We start from the raw sequence: 14,964 nt of genomic DNA, 5'->3' as shown, positions 1-14,964 counted from the left end.
CGAGATTCATCCATGCCACGTATTGCCGTTTGTCCTGACGACGACTTGCCGGATGGCGAGGCGGTCAAGATAGATTCGCCTGTCAGCCATATTGCCGTGATCCGCTCTGCCGGTGAACTGTACGCGGTGACGGACCGCTGCAGCCATGGCAATGCCTCCATGTCGGAGGGCTATATCGAAGATGATGGAACCGTGGAGTGCCCCTTGCATGCCGCGCGTTTTTGCCTGAAGACCGGCGCGGCCCTTTGCCAGCCGGCGACTGAGCCTTTGAACACTTATCCCGTGATCGTGGAAGCAGGCACGATTTACGTGGAAATTCCGGAGACGGCATGATGGGCTGGCTGGACAATGAATCCATTCTGGTGACGGGTGGGGGCTCCGGGCTGGGCCTGGCCTTGGTGCGGCGTTTTCTGGATGAGGGCGCGCGGGTGACGGTACTGGAGCTGAATGCAGAAAAAGTGGCGGCATTGCAGGCGGATTTCGGTTCGTCGGTGCTGGTGGTTCAGGGCAATGTCTGTTGCAGCGCGGACAACCAGCGGGCAGTCGATGCAGCCGTGGCGCATTGGGGCCGGCTCGATTGTTTCGTGGGGAATGCCGCGGTCTGGGATCATGGCCTGGGATTGATGGCCATGACGGGCGCACAGTTGGAGCAAGGCTTCGATGAGCTGTTCGCGGTCAATCTGAAGGGCTACATGCTTGGGGCCAAGGCGGCAGCGCCGGCTTTGTTGGCTTCCGGCGGCAGCATGATTTTCACCTTGTCCAATTCAGCGTTTTACCCGGAAGGGGGCGGGCCGCTCTATACCGCCAGCAAGCATGCGGCGGTCGGCCTGATTCGCCAGCTGGCCTTTGAGCTGGCGCCCCGGATTCGGGTCAATGGGGTCGGGCCATGCGGGATGGCCAGCGATCTGCGGGGGCCGGCAGCCTTGGGCCAGCAGCATCAACGCATCATGGATTCGCGTACACCGGAAGCTATCGCCAGCATTCTGCCCTTGCAGTTTTTCCCGCAGGCCGAGGATTTCACCGGCCCCTATGTCTTGCTGGCCTCGCGGGCCAATAACCGGGTTCTGAGCGGCGTGATGATACAGGCGGATGCCGGCCTCGGCATACGCGGCATCCGGCACGTGGCTGGTGGGCTGGATCTATAGCATGAGCAGCCTGGTCACGTGACCTGCGGTTTGCGCGAGACCAGCATGGCAGTCGCCGATGCCCCCAGGGGCCGGATCAAACAAAAGAAAAATCAGGGATAGGAGACAGAAGTCATGAGTGATAAAGGCATCATCATCATTGGAGCTGGGCAGGCGGGCGCCATGACGGCGGCACAATTGCGGCAGCTAGGGTTTACCGGCCGCGTGACACTGCTCGGTGACGAAACACATGCGCCGTATGAACGGCCGCCGCTTTCCAAGGACATGCTGCTGCAGCCGGCGCAGACGCGTTGCGCCATTCATCCTGATGACTTCTATCGCCAGCACGATATCCAACTGCGCCTGGGCGTGGCGGCGGTCGGGCTGGATACTCAGGCTCGCACGGTAACGCTGGCCGATGGTGAATCGCTGGATTACGACAAATTGGTGCTTGCAACGGGCGCGCGGGCACGGCGCCTGCCCATGCTGGATGCCTTGGGCGAGGGTGTCTATACCTTGCGCACGCTGGAAGATGCCGCTGCCCTGCAGCCTGCGCTGCAGGCCGGCCACCGGTTGATACTGGTGGGCGCCGGGGTCATCGGCCTGGAGCTGGCTTCGACGGCAGTGGATCTGGGCGTTCAGGTGGCCGTGGTTGAACCCGCGGAATTGCCGATGATGCGTGCGACTCCCAGGTTGCTGGCCGAATTCCTGTGTGCGGTGCATCGGGAACGCGGAGTGGAGCTGCATCTGCGTTGCAGCGTGGTGGCCGCGGCACGTACCGCAGAGGGCCTGGCCTTGACGCTTTCCGATGGCAGCTGTCTGACGGGGCAGACGGTGGTTTACGGCATAGGCGTCGAGCCCAATGTCGAATTGGCGCAAGCAGCCGGGCTGGCGGTCGATAACGGCATCCTGACGGATCGCCAGTGCCGGACGTCCGACCCGGATGTGTATGCCGTGGGCGATGTGGCTGCCCGCCAGACGGCGGCGGGCTTGCCGCCGGTGCGCCGTGAAACCTGGGAAAACGCCAACTGGCAGGCGGAGCTCGCGGCGCGTGACATGCTGGGGCTGGCACTGCCGCCGCAGGATATCGTGCCGTGGTACTGGACGGATCAGTGCGGCCTGAATATTCAGCTGGCGGGCGATATGGGAGCGGCCCGCTGGATTGTCCGCGGTGCGCTGGGGGCTGGTCCGTGCATGTTGCTGGGGCTTTCCGGGGATGAACTGGTGGCGGCCATTACCGTGAACCAGGGCCGAGACATGCGCAGTGCCAAAGAGCTGATTGCCCGGCGGGCCTGCATCGAGCCGGCTGTGCTGGCGGATACCCAGCAGAGCCTGCGCAATCTGAGCCGCGCCTTGCCGGCCTAGCCCGGCCTGCGGTGCCTGGCTGCTGCCAGGAAACGACTGCTTTCTTCTGTTGTCCGGATACCGGCAAGTGACGACGCACGCCCTGCAAATAGGCGGTGCGGGCGGATGCATGCCGTGTCTGACGAACCCGGCTCTGGCTGTCGTGAGATGCCTGGGGCGTGGGTTCGCTGGGACGATGCCGCTGGCGCCACCTGGGTGCCTGTCGGATCAGGGGAAAGGCGCGGCGAAAGCAGCAGGCAGAAATTCGCAGGCACAGAGCAAAGGGCAGCGCCTGGCGGGTAGGAGCGCTGCAGGCGATGGCCCGATTTTCTGGATTTTTATAACGATAAACCCTTCTCGGGGAGACATTCCTATTATGCAAGCAAGATTGCAATGTCTGTCGCATACGCCGTTGGTTGGCCATGTGGATCCGGTGCCCCATGTGCTGGACGAGGTCAATGGCGCGATTGCCAGTGCGCGCGCGAGTATCGCCGCCTTTGATCCGGAGCTGGTCGTGCTGTTTTCGCCGGATCACTTCAATGGCTTTTTCTATGACGCCATGCCGCCCTTCTGTATAGGCATGCAGGCCCATGCCATCGGCGATTTTGGGACGCCGGCCGGGCCGTTTGATGTACCTCAGGCCCTGGCGCGGGATTGCGCCCAGGCGGTGCTGGAAGATGGCGTGGATGTGGCCATGTCTTATTCCATGCAGGTAGATCATGGCTTTTCGCAACCGCTGGATTATCTGCTGGGCGGCATTGATACGCATCCGGTGATTCCGGTCTTTATCAATGCGGTTGCTGCGCCATTGCCCACTTTTGCCCGGTCGCGGGCGCTGGGGCTGGCTATCGGACGGTTTGCCCGCCAGACAGGCAAGCGGGTGCTGTTCATTGGATCCGGCGGCTTGTCGCACCAGCCCCCTGTGCCGGAGCTGGCAACGGCAGATGCCCATATCCGGGATCGCTTGCTTGGTAGTGGCCGCCATCTGCCCCCTGAAGAACGGCAGGCGCGTCAGCAGCGCGTTATCAATGCGGCGCTGCAGTTTGTGGAAGACCAGAACAGCCTGCATCCGTTGAACCCCGCCTGGGATCAGCGCTTCATGGAAACGCTGGCCCAGGGCCGGATTGCGGAACTGGATGGGCTCAGCAATGCGGATGTGTCGCGTATTGCAGGGAAATCTACCCATGAGGTGAAAACCTGGGTGGCGGCCTTTGCTGCCCTCTCGGCCTATGGCGACTACGAGGTTCTGGATTCGTACTACCGGCCGATTCCCGAGTGGATTGCCGGATTCGGTGCCATGGGCGCGCAATCCCTGGCGGCTTGACGGCCAGGCATCGAACTTTCCATCCGCTTTCTTTGGTCGCGCCGGGACGCGCCTGGGCAGGACGCCCCGTGCGAGCAACCCTCGGCATGCCGCCGACATTCTTCACAGGAAAAGGAGTACTGAACATGATGGCTTGCGCAACAACCTATACCGAAGCATCCAGCAGCCGCTTTGCCCGCATCCAGGACGAAGGCCACGCTTTGCAGATTCACTACAACGACATAGGCCAGGGCGCCCAGACCGTGGTGATGCTGCATGGTTCGGGGCCGGGAGCGACGGGCTGGGCCAATTTCAGCCGGAATATCGACCCGCTGGTGGCAGCCGGCTATCGCGTCATTCTGATGGACTGTCCGGGCTGGGGGAAAAGTGACTCCATCGTCTGTACGGGCTCGCGTTCCGACCTGAATGCCAGGGTGCTGGATCGCTTGCTGGAGTCCCTGGGGCTGGAGCAGGTGCATATCCTGGGCAACTCCATGGGGGGGCATAGCGCGGTGGCGCTGACGCTGCAAAACCCGCAACGCGTCGGCAAGCTGGTGCTGATGGGGGGCGGTACCGGAGGCATCAGTTCTTTCGTTCCCATGCCCGCTGAAGGCATCAAGCTGTTGCAGGGCCTGTACCGCGAACCGACGCTGGAAAACCTCAAGAAGATGATGGCGGTCTTTGTGTTCGACCCCAGCGATCTGACGGAAGCGCTGTTCCAGCAGCGGCTCGACAACATGTTGCGGCGGCGTGACCACCTGGAGAATTTCGTTGCCAGCCTGGATGCCAACCCGCGTCAGTTTCCGGATTTTGGCGCGCGACTGGGGGAAATACGGTCGCGTACCTTGATCGTTTGGGGGCGTAACGACCGCTTTGTACCGCTGGATACCGGCTTGCGCCTGGTCGCCGGGATTGCGCAATCGGAACTGCATATTTTCAACCAGTGCGGCCATTGGGCGCAGTGGGAGCATGCCGAACGCTTCAACCGTCTGGTGCTGGATTTCCTGCGTGACTGACCTGTTTTCCCGCAGTGCCATTTCCATAACAACCCGCTGAAGCGGGAAGGAGACAACCTTGAATCAACAACAATTGCGGATTTACCGCAACCCCAAGCTCGGGCAACTGGTACGTAGCCGTCAGCGCCTGGCCTGGTCGCTGACCTTGCTGGTCCTGGGCAGTTTTTTCTGCTACCTGATGGCCGGCATTCTGCGGCCGCAATGGCTGGCCGTGCCTTTGCACGAGGGGACGCTGCTGAGCGTGGGCGGCTTGCTGGGCGCCGGGATCATTGTCATGGCCTGGCTGGCAACCGGCGTGTATGCGTGGTTCGCCAATACCCGTTTTGACCGCTTGAGCCAGGAAATCCTGCAGGAGTCCGTCCAATGAAACCCGCTCAATTGATGTTTCGTGCCGGCATGCCGGCCATTCTTCTGCCATCCAGCGCGATGGCGGCGCCCGGCGGTTCGGGGCCCAATGCGTCGGCCATCGCCATTTTCCTGGCGTTCGTGGGCATTACCTTGCTGATCACCTGGTGGGCGGCGCGTCGTACCAGCAGTGCATCGGATTTCTACACGGCAGGCGGCGGTTTGTCAGGCTTCCAGAACGGCCTGGCGATTGCGGGTGACTATATGTCTGCCGCCACCCTGCTGGGGATTTCCAGCATCGCCTATTTTCGTGGCTACGATGCGCTCCCGTTTGCGGTCGGCTTTTTCATCGGTTGGCCTATTGTGCTGTTCCTGCTGGCAGAGCGCCTGCGCAACCTGGGGCGCTTTACGGTCGCGGATATCATTTCCTATCGCCTGGATGAGACCCGCATGCGCATTCTGACGGCACTGGGTTCGCTGACGGTCGTGCTGTTCTACATGATTGTGCAGGTCGTGGGGGCAGGGCAGCTGATTCAACTGCTGTTCGGGCTGGACTACAAGTACGCAGTTTTCATCGTTGGCGCGCTGATGGTGGTCTATGTCATGTTTGGCGGAATGATCGCAACGAGCTGGGTGCAAATCATCAAGGCAACGTTGCTGCTGGCTGGCGGTACGGTCATGCTGCTGTTGACCATGAGCCATTTCGACTTCAGCCTGGGGCAGATGCTGCAGGATGTGGTGGCAACCAGCAAGCAGGGCATCGCCATCCTGGAGCCCGGACGCATGCTGTCTGACCCGATCTCCACCATCTCCCTGTCTCTGGGCATGATGTTCGGCATTGCCGGCCTGCCGCACATTCTGATGCGTTTCTTTACCGTGACCAATGCCAAGGAAGCAAGACGCTCGGTGTTCTATGCCACCGGTTTCGTCGGCTATTTCTTCCTGATCGTTGTGGTCATGGGGCTGGCGGCAATCGTGATCGTCGGCAGCAATCCGAGCTACTTCGTGGATGGCAATACGGGCGGCGCCTTGCTGGGCGGCAGCAATATGGTCATCATGCACCTGGCTCATGCCGTCGGGGGCAACCTGTTGCTGGGCTTCATGTCTGCCGTGGCGTTTGCCACTATTCTTGCTGTGGTTTCGGGCCTGGCGCTGGCGGGGGCATCGGCGATTTCGCATGATCTGTATGCCATGGTTTTGCACCGAGGCAAGGCCAATGAACAGCGTGAAATCAAAGTTTCGAAGATTGCCACGCTGTGCATCGGTTTGGCGGCCATCGTGCTTGGCCTGGTGTTCGAGAACATCAATGTGGCCTTTATGACGGCTTTGGCTTTCGGGGTCGCCGCTTCTTCCAACTTCCCGGTGCTCATCCTGGCGATGAGCTGGAAGGGGCTGACGACGCGTGGTGCGCTTTGGGGCGGCTTGACCGGGCTGGTGGTGGCGGTGATGCTGGTGGTGTTGTCGCCTGCTGTGTGGAAGAGCGTGCTGGGCTTCCCTGAAGCCGTTTTCCCGTACGAGCATCCGGCGCTCTTTTCCATGCCGCTGGCGTTCCTGGTGTGCTACGTGGTGTCCAAACTGGATCGCAGTGCCAGCATTGCCAATGAACGAGCGGGTTTCGACCGCCAGTTCATTCAGGCGCAAACCGGCCTGGGAATCAACGCGGCAGCGCAGCATTGATGAGGCTTGTTGCCTGGGCTGACCGCCGGCCCTGAGGCCAGGCGCCGGTGCGATGAGCCAGAACGCCATGCCTTTGTGCATGGCGTTTTTTCGTCGTATCTGTGGAGGCTGGACGGAGCCTGGGGCAGCGGTTAGCAGGCAGTGATGGCACGGTGGCGGGCAGGGCCTGTCTGGGCAATCCGGCCGTCCGCAAGCCATAATGCTGTCTGGAGGCAGACGAGGCGCTGGTGCGCCATAGCTGCGGGTATGAAGGGACAGGGGAGATCATGGATACGTTGCGCCGCTACAAAACTTTGCCGGTCTGGGATGCACGGACTTTGCCTGCAGCCTTTCAGAGCACGCATAACACCAAGGCGGGAACCTGGGCACAACTGACGATCCTGCAAGGAACGCTGGATTTCGCCTTGACTGATCAAGACGGCAATGTGCAGGAAACGGTGCAGTGCTCGCCCGAATGCCAACCGCCGCTGATCCAGCCGCAGCAGTGGCACAGAATTGCCGGATGCAGCGCGGATATGCAGTGCCAGTTGGCGTTCCTGTGCGAACCGGCGGATTATCTATCCAAGAAGCATGCGCTGACGCGGACGCATTCCGAAGTGCTGGAGGCCGAACCCTATTTGCCGCAGCGCGCATGCCGGGTGCTGGATCTAGGATGCGGCAAGGGACGTAATGCCTTGTATCTGGGCATGCAGGGACACAACGTGAACGCCTGGGACAAGGATGGCGCCAGCCTCGGTCAGTTGCGTCATATTGCAGAGCAGGAGTCCTGGCCTAATGTTGTCTCGCAACAGGTCGATCTGGGAGCGCCGGATCTGACGCTGGGCGGTCCCTACGATTTTATTCTTTCCACCGTGGTGCTGATGTTTCTGCCGGCCTCGGCAGTGATGCCCCTGGTCGCGCGGATGCAGCAGGCTACGGCGCCGGGAGGGCTCAATCTGATCGTGGCGGCGATGGATACGCCGGATTGCCCATGTCCCGTCCCCTTTCCGTTTACCTTCCGGCCTGGCGAACTGAGCGGCCAGTATGCCGGCTGGGACATTCTGAAGTACAACGAAGAGATGGGAACCCTGCATCGCAAGGATGAACAGGGCAACCGCATTCGATTGCGCTTTGCTACCTTGCTGGCGCGCCGTCCCCAGGGCTAGCGGGGAACGGCAGGCCAGCGCAGCGGCTTAGATGCCCGAGGCGCGGGCGCCGGCCTGCGACGGGCGCACGGAAATGGTGTAGCGGCTGTCACGCGCCGTGCTGCCGAATTGGCCGGCTTGAACCTGGTAGGTGCCGGGTTCAAGCGAGACGGTGATCTGGGCATCCAGATTGCCGCCGCTGTCGTCATCCTCGGTGATCAGAATACCGTCCTGGTAGAGCCAGAGATAGGTATCCAGCGTGGGCGACTTCATGTCGATCACATAGGTTCCGGCACGGTTGATGGTGAAGTGATAGGTGTCATAGTCCAGCCCGCCGAGCAGGACGGCTGGGCGAGGTTCACCGACAGTCAGCGTGCCGCCGCCGGCATTGGCGGGAACCGATTGGCTGCGGCTGTCGAGAACAAACAATCCGCTCTGGCTGCCGCCATCCACGCCGACGGTGTAGTCGCCGGCCGGCAGGATGGTGCGGATACGCTTGCGGCCCGAGTCGCTGTTGGACAGCATGATGTTGGGGCCGGTCAGGTTCAGGCTGCCGTCAAAGCTTTGGGTGTTCAGTTCCAGGGTGACGAGTGCTGGCGCTTCAAGCTTGAGGGGATATTGCAGTAGCTCGCCGGTGTACAGGCCGCTGGCCGGCTTGCCATTGAGCGTCAGCGGCGTGCCGTCGGGCAGGCGATTGTCGTCCAGGCGGCTCAATTGCTTGATTTCCAGATCGAAGCTGCCCTGGAAGGCGCTGTTGCCCATGGCGGACTCCGCGCGCAGCGTGTAGTTGCCTGCAGCCAGGGGGATCTGAATGCGTGCATTCAGGTCATTGCCACCATCATCATCGCTGGCCAGCTCCATGCCATTGCTATCCAGCAAGGTCAGGTAGGGATCCAGTTCGCTTTGGGTAGCGATCATGTCGATGCGATACAGGCCATCCGTGTCGATTTGCAGGCTGTAGTCCTGGGACGGGCCCGTGCCCCAGTCCGAGATGCGTTGGTTGCCGGTCAGGGGTGCGCCGGAATAGGCATCCTGAGTGTCGGCCGAGAGGCGGAAGGGGCCGTAGGAACGGGGATCCGTACCGCTTACCGCGATCAGGTATTCGCCGCCATCCGTGGCCTTGAAGGTCAACGACGTTTCGTTCGCGTTACGTCGCCCGCAACTGTTGCAGTCATCCTGGCTGCGCGTAATCAACTGGCCATTCTGATAGACACTGATCTGCGAGCGCAGGGCGCCCGTGGTAGTCAGCTTGACGATCTTTCCCTTATCCGCACTCAGCGTGAACAGCGTGCTGCGCACACCGCTGTTGTAGTTCAGCAGGCTGGTGCTGGTCAGCTCGCCATTGGCATTCTGTCCGGCAACCAGCGGCGTGGTTTGCGGGGCCGCGGCATCGGGCGCATGGCTGACGGTGAAATAGACAGCGGCACCTGCCACGACTGCGCCGGCAACAGCGGCAAGCGGGGTAGAGAGATTCATAGGGTCCAAACCTTTTCAATGCAAACTCAATAAGGGTCAGCCGCTGCCCGACAACATGGTGGCAGGCGCCGCCTGCAGGCCGGGAGGGCTGGCTTGCGGGAGGTTATACCGCGCAATGCGGGGTAAAGCAGCAAAGGGTTTCCTATGCTAACGATTTAGTGGAAATTTCATGCTGTGGAAGAGGGTGTGAATTTCTTTCATCCCCTGGCTATTGGCATTGATTTTTGATCAATTTGAGCCATCTGTATTTTTGTGTTTCAATAAAAGCGTCTGGCCTCTGGCCATTCTTCCGGTTGTGGCACACAAATGCCGTGTGCTGCAGCTTGCGTCTTTCGGAGTTCCGTCCGTGATCTGGGCGGGCTCTGCATGCCGGGTTTGCGCTGCTGAAAGGCGGCAGCGCAAACCTTCCGTCCACTTCGGGCGGAACCAGGTTGAGCCGGCCTCGCGCCGCGCCCAATCGGGGTGATTATCCGGACAAATGTTCAGGCCCTGATGCGATATCACGTTGGTCTTGGCCCTTGGCCGCGCATTTGTCTGTCCATCAACGACATGAGAAAAGAGGAGCAATCCATGACGATGCGCATTGGCATTATTGGTGCCGGGCCCAGCGGGCTGGCACAGTTACGCGCTTTCGAGTCTGCCTTTGAACAGGTGTCCGAGCCTATCGAACTTGTGTGTTTCGAAAAGCAGGACAACTGGGGCGGCTTGTGGAATTACACCTGGAGGACAGGACTCGACGAGTACGGGGAGCCGGTACATGGCAGCATGTATCGCTACCTGTGGTCCAACGGGCCGAAAGAAGCCCTGGAGTTTGCCGATTATTCCTTTGACGAGCATTTCGGCCGTCCGATTCCCTCGTATCCGCCGCGCGAGGTTCTGTTTGACTACATCCAGGGCCGCATGCGTCGCAACAACTTGCGCCAGTACATACGCTTCCGGACGGTGGCGCGCTGGGTGGAGTTTGACGAGCAGCAAAAAATCTTCCGGGTGACGGTAGAGAACCTGGAGAAACAGGAAACCTATACGTCGGAGTTCGACTATCTGGTCGTCGCCTGCGGGCACTTTTCGACACCCAATGTTCCGCATTTCGAAGGCTTGGAGCAATTTCCCGGTACCGTGATGCACGCCCATGATTTTCGCGGAGCCGATCAGTTCATCGGCAAGGATCTGCTGCTGGTCGGCGGCAGTTACTCGGCGGAGGACATAGGCGTGCAGTGCCACAAGCATGGTGCCGCCTCCGTCACTATCAGCTATCGCAGTCGTCCCCATGGCTTCGGGTGGCCGGAAGGCATCAGCGAAGTGCCGGTGCTGCTGCGATTCGATGGCGAAATGGCCTATTTTGCTGACGGTTCTTCCCGGCGCTTTGATGCAGTGATCTTATGCACGGGGTATCAGCACAAGTTTCCTTTCCTGGCCGACAACCTGCGTCTGTCCACGCATAATTGCCTGTATCCGGCAGGCCTGTACAAAGGTGTGGTGTGGATCGAGCAGCCGCAATTGTTCTATCTGGGCATGCAGGATCAGTACTACACTTTCAATATGTTCGATGCCCAGGCCTGGTTTGCGCGGGATGTCATGCTGGGACGCATTGCGTTGCCGGTCAAGACGGGCATGCTGGCCGACAGCAAAAGGTGGCAAGCGCAGGAAGCCAAGGTGAAGGATAGCTTCGATGCGGTGGATTTCCAGACTGCCTATATCCGGGATCTGATGGACCCTACGGATTATCCGGGCTTCGAGGCGGAGCAGGTGGCCGTGCTGCTCAAGCGTTGGCTGCGGGACAAGCAGGAAAATATCCTGACTTACCGTGACCGCAGCTATACGTCGGTTGTGACAGGCACGAAGGCGCCCGCTCACCACACACCCTGGATGGAGGAGCTCGATGACAGCATGGAGCGTTTTCTTTCTAGCGAAACGGAAGAAAACGCACAAATATAGATTAAAATTGCATCTAATCGTGACATAAATTTATTGCCGTCCCTTGTAGGTGTCATGAGGGGCGGCAATTTTTATATGTTTCAATATGAATGCTTGTCATTTTCACTTTTCTGGCGGGCCGCAGACATCGGCGCCGGAACGCGGGGGGAGCGCAATAATGCTGTCTGGAATTGGGTCCTGGTTATTGGGTTTGGCTGCCATGCTGGTGGTGCCGATTGTGCTTGGCGAGATACTGTGGCGACGCTTTCTCGATCACCGTCAGAATACCGAGCGCAAGCCGGGTGTCGTGCCGCTTGCCCTGCTGTTCGGTATCGTCGGTCCGCCCGTAGGGATGGCGGCGTTCCTGTTGGTGGCATCGTGGCTGGAACGGGATATGCCTAACTCCCGGCCAGCTGCCGACATGCTGATCGTGCTGTTTTTCTTTGCCTATGTTGCGGGTGGGGTGCCGGCACTGATTTGTGGTGGTGTCATGGGTGCCTTGCGCAAGCGTTTGCGAGGCTGGCTGGCAATTGCCGGTTCGGTCGTGCTGGGCGGGGTGCTGGCTTTCATTTTCTTCAAACTGACCGGCTTGTATGTCGATCTCCAGGAAGGATGGCGTGCCTTGATGTGTGGTGCCGTGGGTGCCTTGGCTGCGTCTTCCATTGCATACGGTGTCTGGCGGCGGGAAGTCAAGGCCTGATGCCATGACCTCCGGCGTGTGCTGCCCCAGCTACGAACAGCACCGATATTGATCATGGGCCATTAATTTCACATGGAATTAATGGCCTAATTTTTTTCAAGTGATTGATAGGATCCGTGGTTTTGATATGATCCAATCATTCAGTGAACGGCCTCAGGAGATGATCATGCCTGCAACCCCCCGAGTCTTGCCAGATGCAGCGGTCGTACTGACCAAAGCTACCTTGCGTGCTGCCGAACAGTTGGGACTGAACCATTCGGAGCTGGCCCTGATCATCGGGGTCAGCGAACCGACGGTTTCCAGGCTCAAGGCACAGGGGAGAACCATCAACCCTGAAACGAAAGAGGGGGAGCTGGCCTTGATGTTGATACGCGTATTCCGCTCGCTAGACCCACTGGTAGGCGGAGATGCCCGCAAGCGCAAGCTCTGGATGGAAAGCCATAATGAGGCTTTGCAGGGGGCCCCGGTTCAGCTGGTGCGCAAGGTCGATGGCCTGGTCAGGACGCTGGCGTATCTGGATGGCATGCGGGCAGCGACATGAGCCAGGGTTGGGAGCTGGATTGGCTGACTTTGCATAGCAGTGCGCGGGTAATGGAAAATGCCTGGCGCGGCGTGGAAACCCAGTACATTGCTGCGTCGATGAAGCTGGTGGACTCGCTGGATGAGCAGGCGTTGCTGGAAGCGCTGCTGGAAGGAAGCAAGCCGCCCGCGCAAGGCGAGGCGAACAGGCAGCATTATTTGCTGCTCAGCCCATTTCGCTATTTCCCCCAGCATGAGTCGCGTTTTCGGCCGGCTCAGCGCAGCGGCCTTTGGTACGGTGCGGCCACGTTGGATGGCGCCTGCTCGGAGGTGGCCTATTGGCGCTTGCGCTTCCTGCTGGACAGCACGGGTTTGGCCCTTGATGGCGAGCTGATTACCGAACACACTTTTTTCCAGGCTTCGGTGAGTGGCCGCGCCATCAATTTAATGGCTGAGCCGTGGTCGGGGCTGTCGCATCTCTGGAAGCATCCTTCGGACTACCGCGATACCCAGGCCTTGGCCGAAGCGGCGCTGCGGGCATCCGTGGATTGGATTCAATACGAATCCGTACGTGCGCCGCGCTGCGCCTTGGCCGCTGTCCTGAGCCCCTCGGCCGTGCATGCGGTGCCTGCGAAACTGGAACGATCCAAGCAGGAGTGGGTATGCAAGGCGACCCGCAGCGGCGTCATGATGATAAGGAAAAATGGCATGGGGCGCTTTGAATGGCGCGAGCAGGAGAACCAGGCAGATGGTGGGATGATCTGAACGGCTCGCGGCAGGGGTCTGCACCACCCGACCGGGCCGGATGTGATGACTGGGCCTATGCCGTACATCAACATACAGGGGGCGCCTGGGATCGCTGCCAGGCAAAGAAAATATTCTGCAATAAAGTTTACACTCTCTTTCGTGATAGCTGTCGTGTGTGGCAACCGGAGTCGCAACCGGTCTGGCATTGGCTATGTCTGATGCCGGTGTTCCCTGATCGAAGGGGGCTGCCGGGATAGTCCAGCGACTGTGTGGCTGACGCGGGCGGGATGCTCCGCTCTTGCGGCTACGGTTTGTGTTGGTATCAGCGGAGTGATGGGCCCTTCGATGTTTCTTGTTTTCTTGCGTTATGCCGCCGTCGGCGTGGCCAATACTGCGCTGCACTGGGCGCTGTTTTTCCTGTTTTTCAGTCTGGGCGACTTGCCGCAGGCATGGTCTAACTTCCTGGCGTTTCTCTGCGCCGCTACCTTTTCTTTTTTCATCAACGCCAGGTTTACGTTCAGGGCGGCATCGACGCGCAGGCGTTATGTGATGTTTGTTGGATTCATGGCAGCGATGAGCTATCTGTTCGGGTATGCCGGTGACGTGTTGCAGGGGCCACCTGTTGCAGTCTTGGCCTTGTTTTCGGGCTTCAGTCTGGTTCTGGGTTTCTTGTTTTCCCGCTTTGTCGTCTTTCGCTAGGGTTCATCGAATGAAAATCTCTTTGGTTGTGCCTGTGTTCAATGAGGAGGATGCCGTTCCTCTGTTCTATCAAACGGTTAGGACAAATGAAGCACTGGCTGGCTGGCAAGTGGAGATAGTGTTCGTCAATGACGGAAGCCATGACGCAACCGAATCCATCGTGTCCGCCCTCGCCATCAGCGATCCACTGGTGTCGTTGGTCAGCTTTACGCGGAACTTCGGGAAAGAGGCTGCCTTGTTTGCTGGTCTGGAGCATGCGACGGGCGATGCGGTGATTCCTATTGATGTGGATCTCCAGGATCCGATCGAAGTGGTGCCCGCGCTATTGGAAAAATGGCAGGCGGGTGCCGATATGGTGCTGGCCAAGCGCCTGGACCGATCCAGTGATGGTTTCTTGAAACGAAAAACGGCCGAATGGTTCTATCGTTTGCACAACAAGATCAGTCACCCAAAAATAGAAGAAAATGTCGGGGATTTCCGCTTGATGTCCCGCGCCTTGGTTGAGCAGATCATTCTTTTGCCGGAACGTAATCTGTTCATGAAGGGTATTTTGTCCTGGATAGGTGGAACGGTCGAAGTCGTCGAATATGTGCGAGCGCCCAGAAGGGCGGGGCAAAGCAAGTTCAATGGCTGGAAATTGTGGAACCTGGGGCTTGAAGGTCTGACGAGCTTTTCTACGCTGCCCATCCGTTTCTGGACCTATCTGGGCCTATGCGTCGCCGGTGGCGCATTTCTCTATGGCTGCTGGAGCATCATCAATAAGTTGTTCCTGGATGATTCGGTGCCCGGTTACTCGTCTCTGATCGTTTCCATTCTTTTTCTTGGGGGCGTTCAGCTGATCGGTATTGGTTTGCTGGGCGAGTATGTGGGACGCATCTACGTTGAGGTCAAGCGACGGCCGCGCTATGTCCTGAAAGGGAAGCGTTAGAGGGAGGTGAAGGATGTCTTCCGGGTGGAAGGGTGTGGGTGGGATGGG

Annotated in this window: 15 protein-coding genes; 14 read left to right on the top strand and 1 reads right to left on the bottom strand. The window is 59.6% G+C overall.

From position 1 onward, the window contains the following. Positions 1–12: 12 nt before the first annotated feature. From hcaC to tehB, 8 genes are all read left to right on the top strand, one after another. Positions 13–333, top strand: coding sequence for a 3-phenylpropionate/cinnamic acid dioxygenase ferredoxin subunit (gene hcaC / locus ACNA1V_RS16310; RefSeq protein ID WP_415834643.1), 321 nt, complete (start codon positions 13–15; stop codon positions 331–333). Next, entirely contained in the window at positions 330–1,145 is an 816-nt protein-coding gene (gene hcaB / locus ACNA1V_RS16305; RefSeq protein ID WP_415834642.1) for a 3-phenylpropionate-dihydrodiol/cinnamic acid-dihydrodiol dehydrogenase, read from the top strand. The genes hcaC and hcaB overlap by 4 nt, the downstream gene beginning before the upstream one ends. A 114-nt stretch (positions 1,146–1,259) precedes the next feature. Beyond that, a complete protein-coding gene (hcaD, locus tag ACNA1V_RS16300) occupies positions 1,260–2,489 on the top strand; it encodes a 3-phenylpropionate/cinnamic acid dioxygenase ferredoxin--NAD(+) reductase subunit (protein WP_415834641.1) in 1,230 nt (409 codons plus the stop codon). 355 nt (positions 2,490–2,844) lie between these two features. After that, entirely contained in the window at positions 2,845–3,792 is a 948-nt protein-coding gene (locus tag ACNA1V_RS16295) for a 3-carboxyethylcatechol 2,3-dioxygenase (RefSeq protein WP_415834640.1), read from the top strand. Between the two features lie 128 nt (positions 3,793–3,920). Beyond that, on the top strand, positions 3,921–4,787 hold the full coding sequence (locus ACNA1V_RS16290) for an alpha/beta fold hydrolase (RefSeq protein ID WP_415834655.1): 867 nt from the start codon (positions 3,921–3,923) through the stop codon (positions 4,785–4,787). Positions 4,788–4,845: 58 nt separating this feature from the next. After that, positions 4,846–5,154: a DUF485 domain-containing protein gene (locus tag ACNA1V_RS16285; protein ID WP_415834639.1), complete on the top strand. Its 309-nt coding sequence runs from the start codon at positions 4,846–4,848 to the stop codon at positions 5,152–5,154. Then, positions 5,151–6,809 (top strand): cation/acetate symporter ActP, encoded by a 1,659-nt coding sequence (gene actP, locus ACNA1V_RS16280; protein ID WP_415834638.1) that lies wholly within the window; start codon positions 5,151–5,153, stop codon positions 6,807–6,809. Before ACNA1V_RS16285 ends, actP begins: the two co-directional genes overlap by 4 nt. A gap of 266 nt (positions 6,810–7,075) precedes the next feature. Further along, positions 7,076–7,954 carry an SAM-dependent methyltransferase TehB gene (gene tehB / locus ACNA1V_RS16275; RefSeq protein ID WP_415834637.1) on the top strand — a complete coding sequence of 293 codons (879 nt, stop codon included), beginning with the start codon at positions 7,076–7,078 and terminating at the stop codon, positions 7,952–7,954. Positions 7,955–7,981: 27 nt separating this feature from the next. Here tehB and ACNA1V_RS16270 read toward each other — a convergent pair whose 3' ends face one another. Next, positions 7,982–9,409 carry a hypothetical protein gene (locus ACNA1V_RS16270; protein WP_415834636.1) on the bottom strand — a complete coding sequence of 476 codons (1,428 nt, stop codon included), beginning with the start codon at positions 9,407–9,409 and terminating at the stop codon, positions 7,982–7,984. A gap of 570 nt (positions 9,410–9,979) precedes the next feature. Here ACNA1V_RS16270 and ACNA1V_RS16265 point away from each other — a divergent pair. From ACNA1V_RS16265 to ACNA1V_RS16240, 6 genes are all read left to right on the top strand, one after another. Next, positions 9,980–11,344, top strand: coding sequence for an NAD(P)-binding domain-containing protein (locus ACNA1V_RS16265; RefSeq protein ID WP_415834635.1), 1,365 nt, complete (start codon positions 9,980–9,982; stop codon positions 11,342–11,344). Positions 11,345–11,501: 157 nt separating this feature from the next. Continuing rightward, the gene (locus tag ACNA1V_RS16260) at positions 11,502–12,023 is read left to right on the top strand and encodes a hypothetical protein (protein WP_415834634.1); all 522 of its coding nucleotides are present in this window, start codon (positions 11,502–11,504) and stop codon (positions 12,021–12,023) included. A gap of 166 nt (positions 12,024–12,189) precedes the next feature. Continuing rightward, positions 12,190–12,564, top strand: a complete 375-nt coding sequence (locus ACNA1V_RS16255) for an MbcA/ParS/Xre antitoxin family protein (protein WP_415834633.1) — start codon at positions 12,190–12,192, stop codon at positions 12,562–12,564. Beyond that, on the top strand, positions 12,561–13,307 hold the full coding sequence (locus ACNA1V_RS16250; RefSeq protein ID WP_415834632.1) for an RES family NAD+ phosphorylase: 747 nt from the start codon (positions 12,561–12,563) through the stop codon (positions 13,305–13,307). Before ACNA1V_RS16255 ends, ACNA1V_RS16250 begins: the two co-directional genes overlap by 4 nt. 342 nt (positions 13,308–13,649) lie before the next feature. Continuing rightward, positions 13,650–13,988 carry a GtrA family protein gene (locus ACNA1V_RS16245; protein WP_415834631.1) on the top strand — a complete coding sequence of 113 codons (339 nt, stop codon included), beginning with the start codon at positions 13,650–13,652 and terminating at the stop codon, positions 13,986–13,988. 10 nt (positions 13,989–13,998) lie between these two features. Next, complete coding sequence (locus tag ACNA1V_RS16240) at positions 13,999–14,916, top strand: glycosyltransferase family 2 protein (RefSeq protein ID WP_415834630.1); 918 nt, start codon at positions 13,999–14,001, stop codon at positions 14,914–14,916. Positions 14,917–14,964: the final 48 nt, after the last annotated feature.

It is taken from the genome of Kerstersia similis (assembly GCF_965139615.1).
GTDB classification, from domain to species: domain Bacteria; phylum Pseudomonadota; class Gammaproteobacteria; order Burkholderiales; family Burkholderiaceae_B; genus Kerstersia; species Kerstersia similis.
The sequence above is the reverse complement of the archived record's forward strand: the minus strand, read 5'-3'. Positions and strand labels throughout refer to the sequence as shown.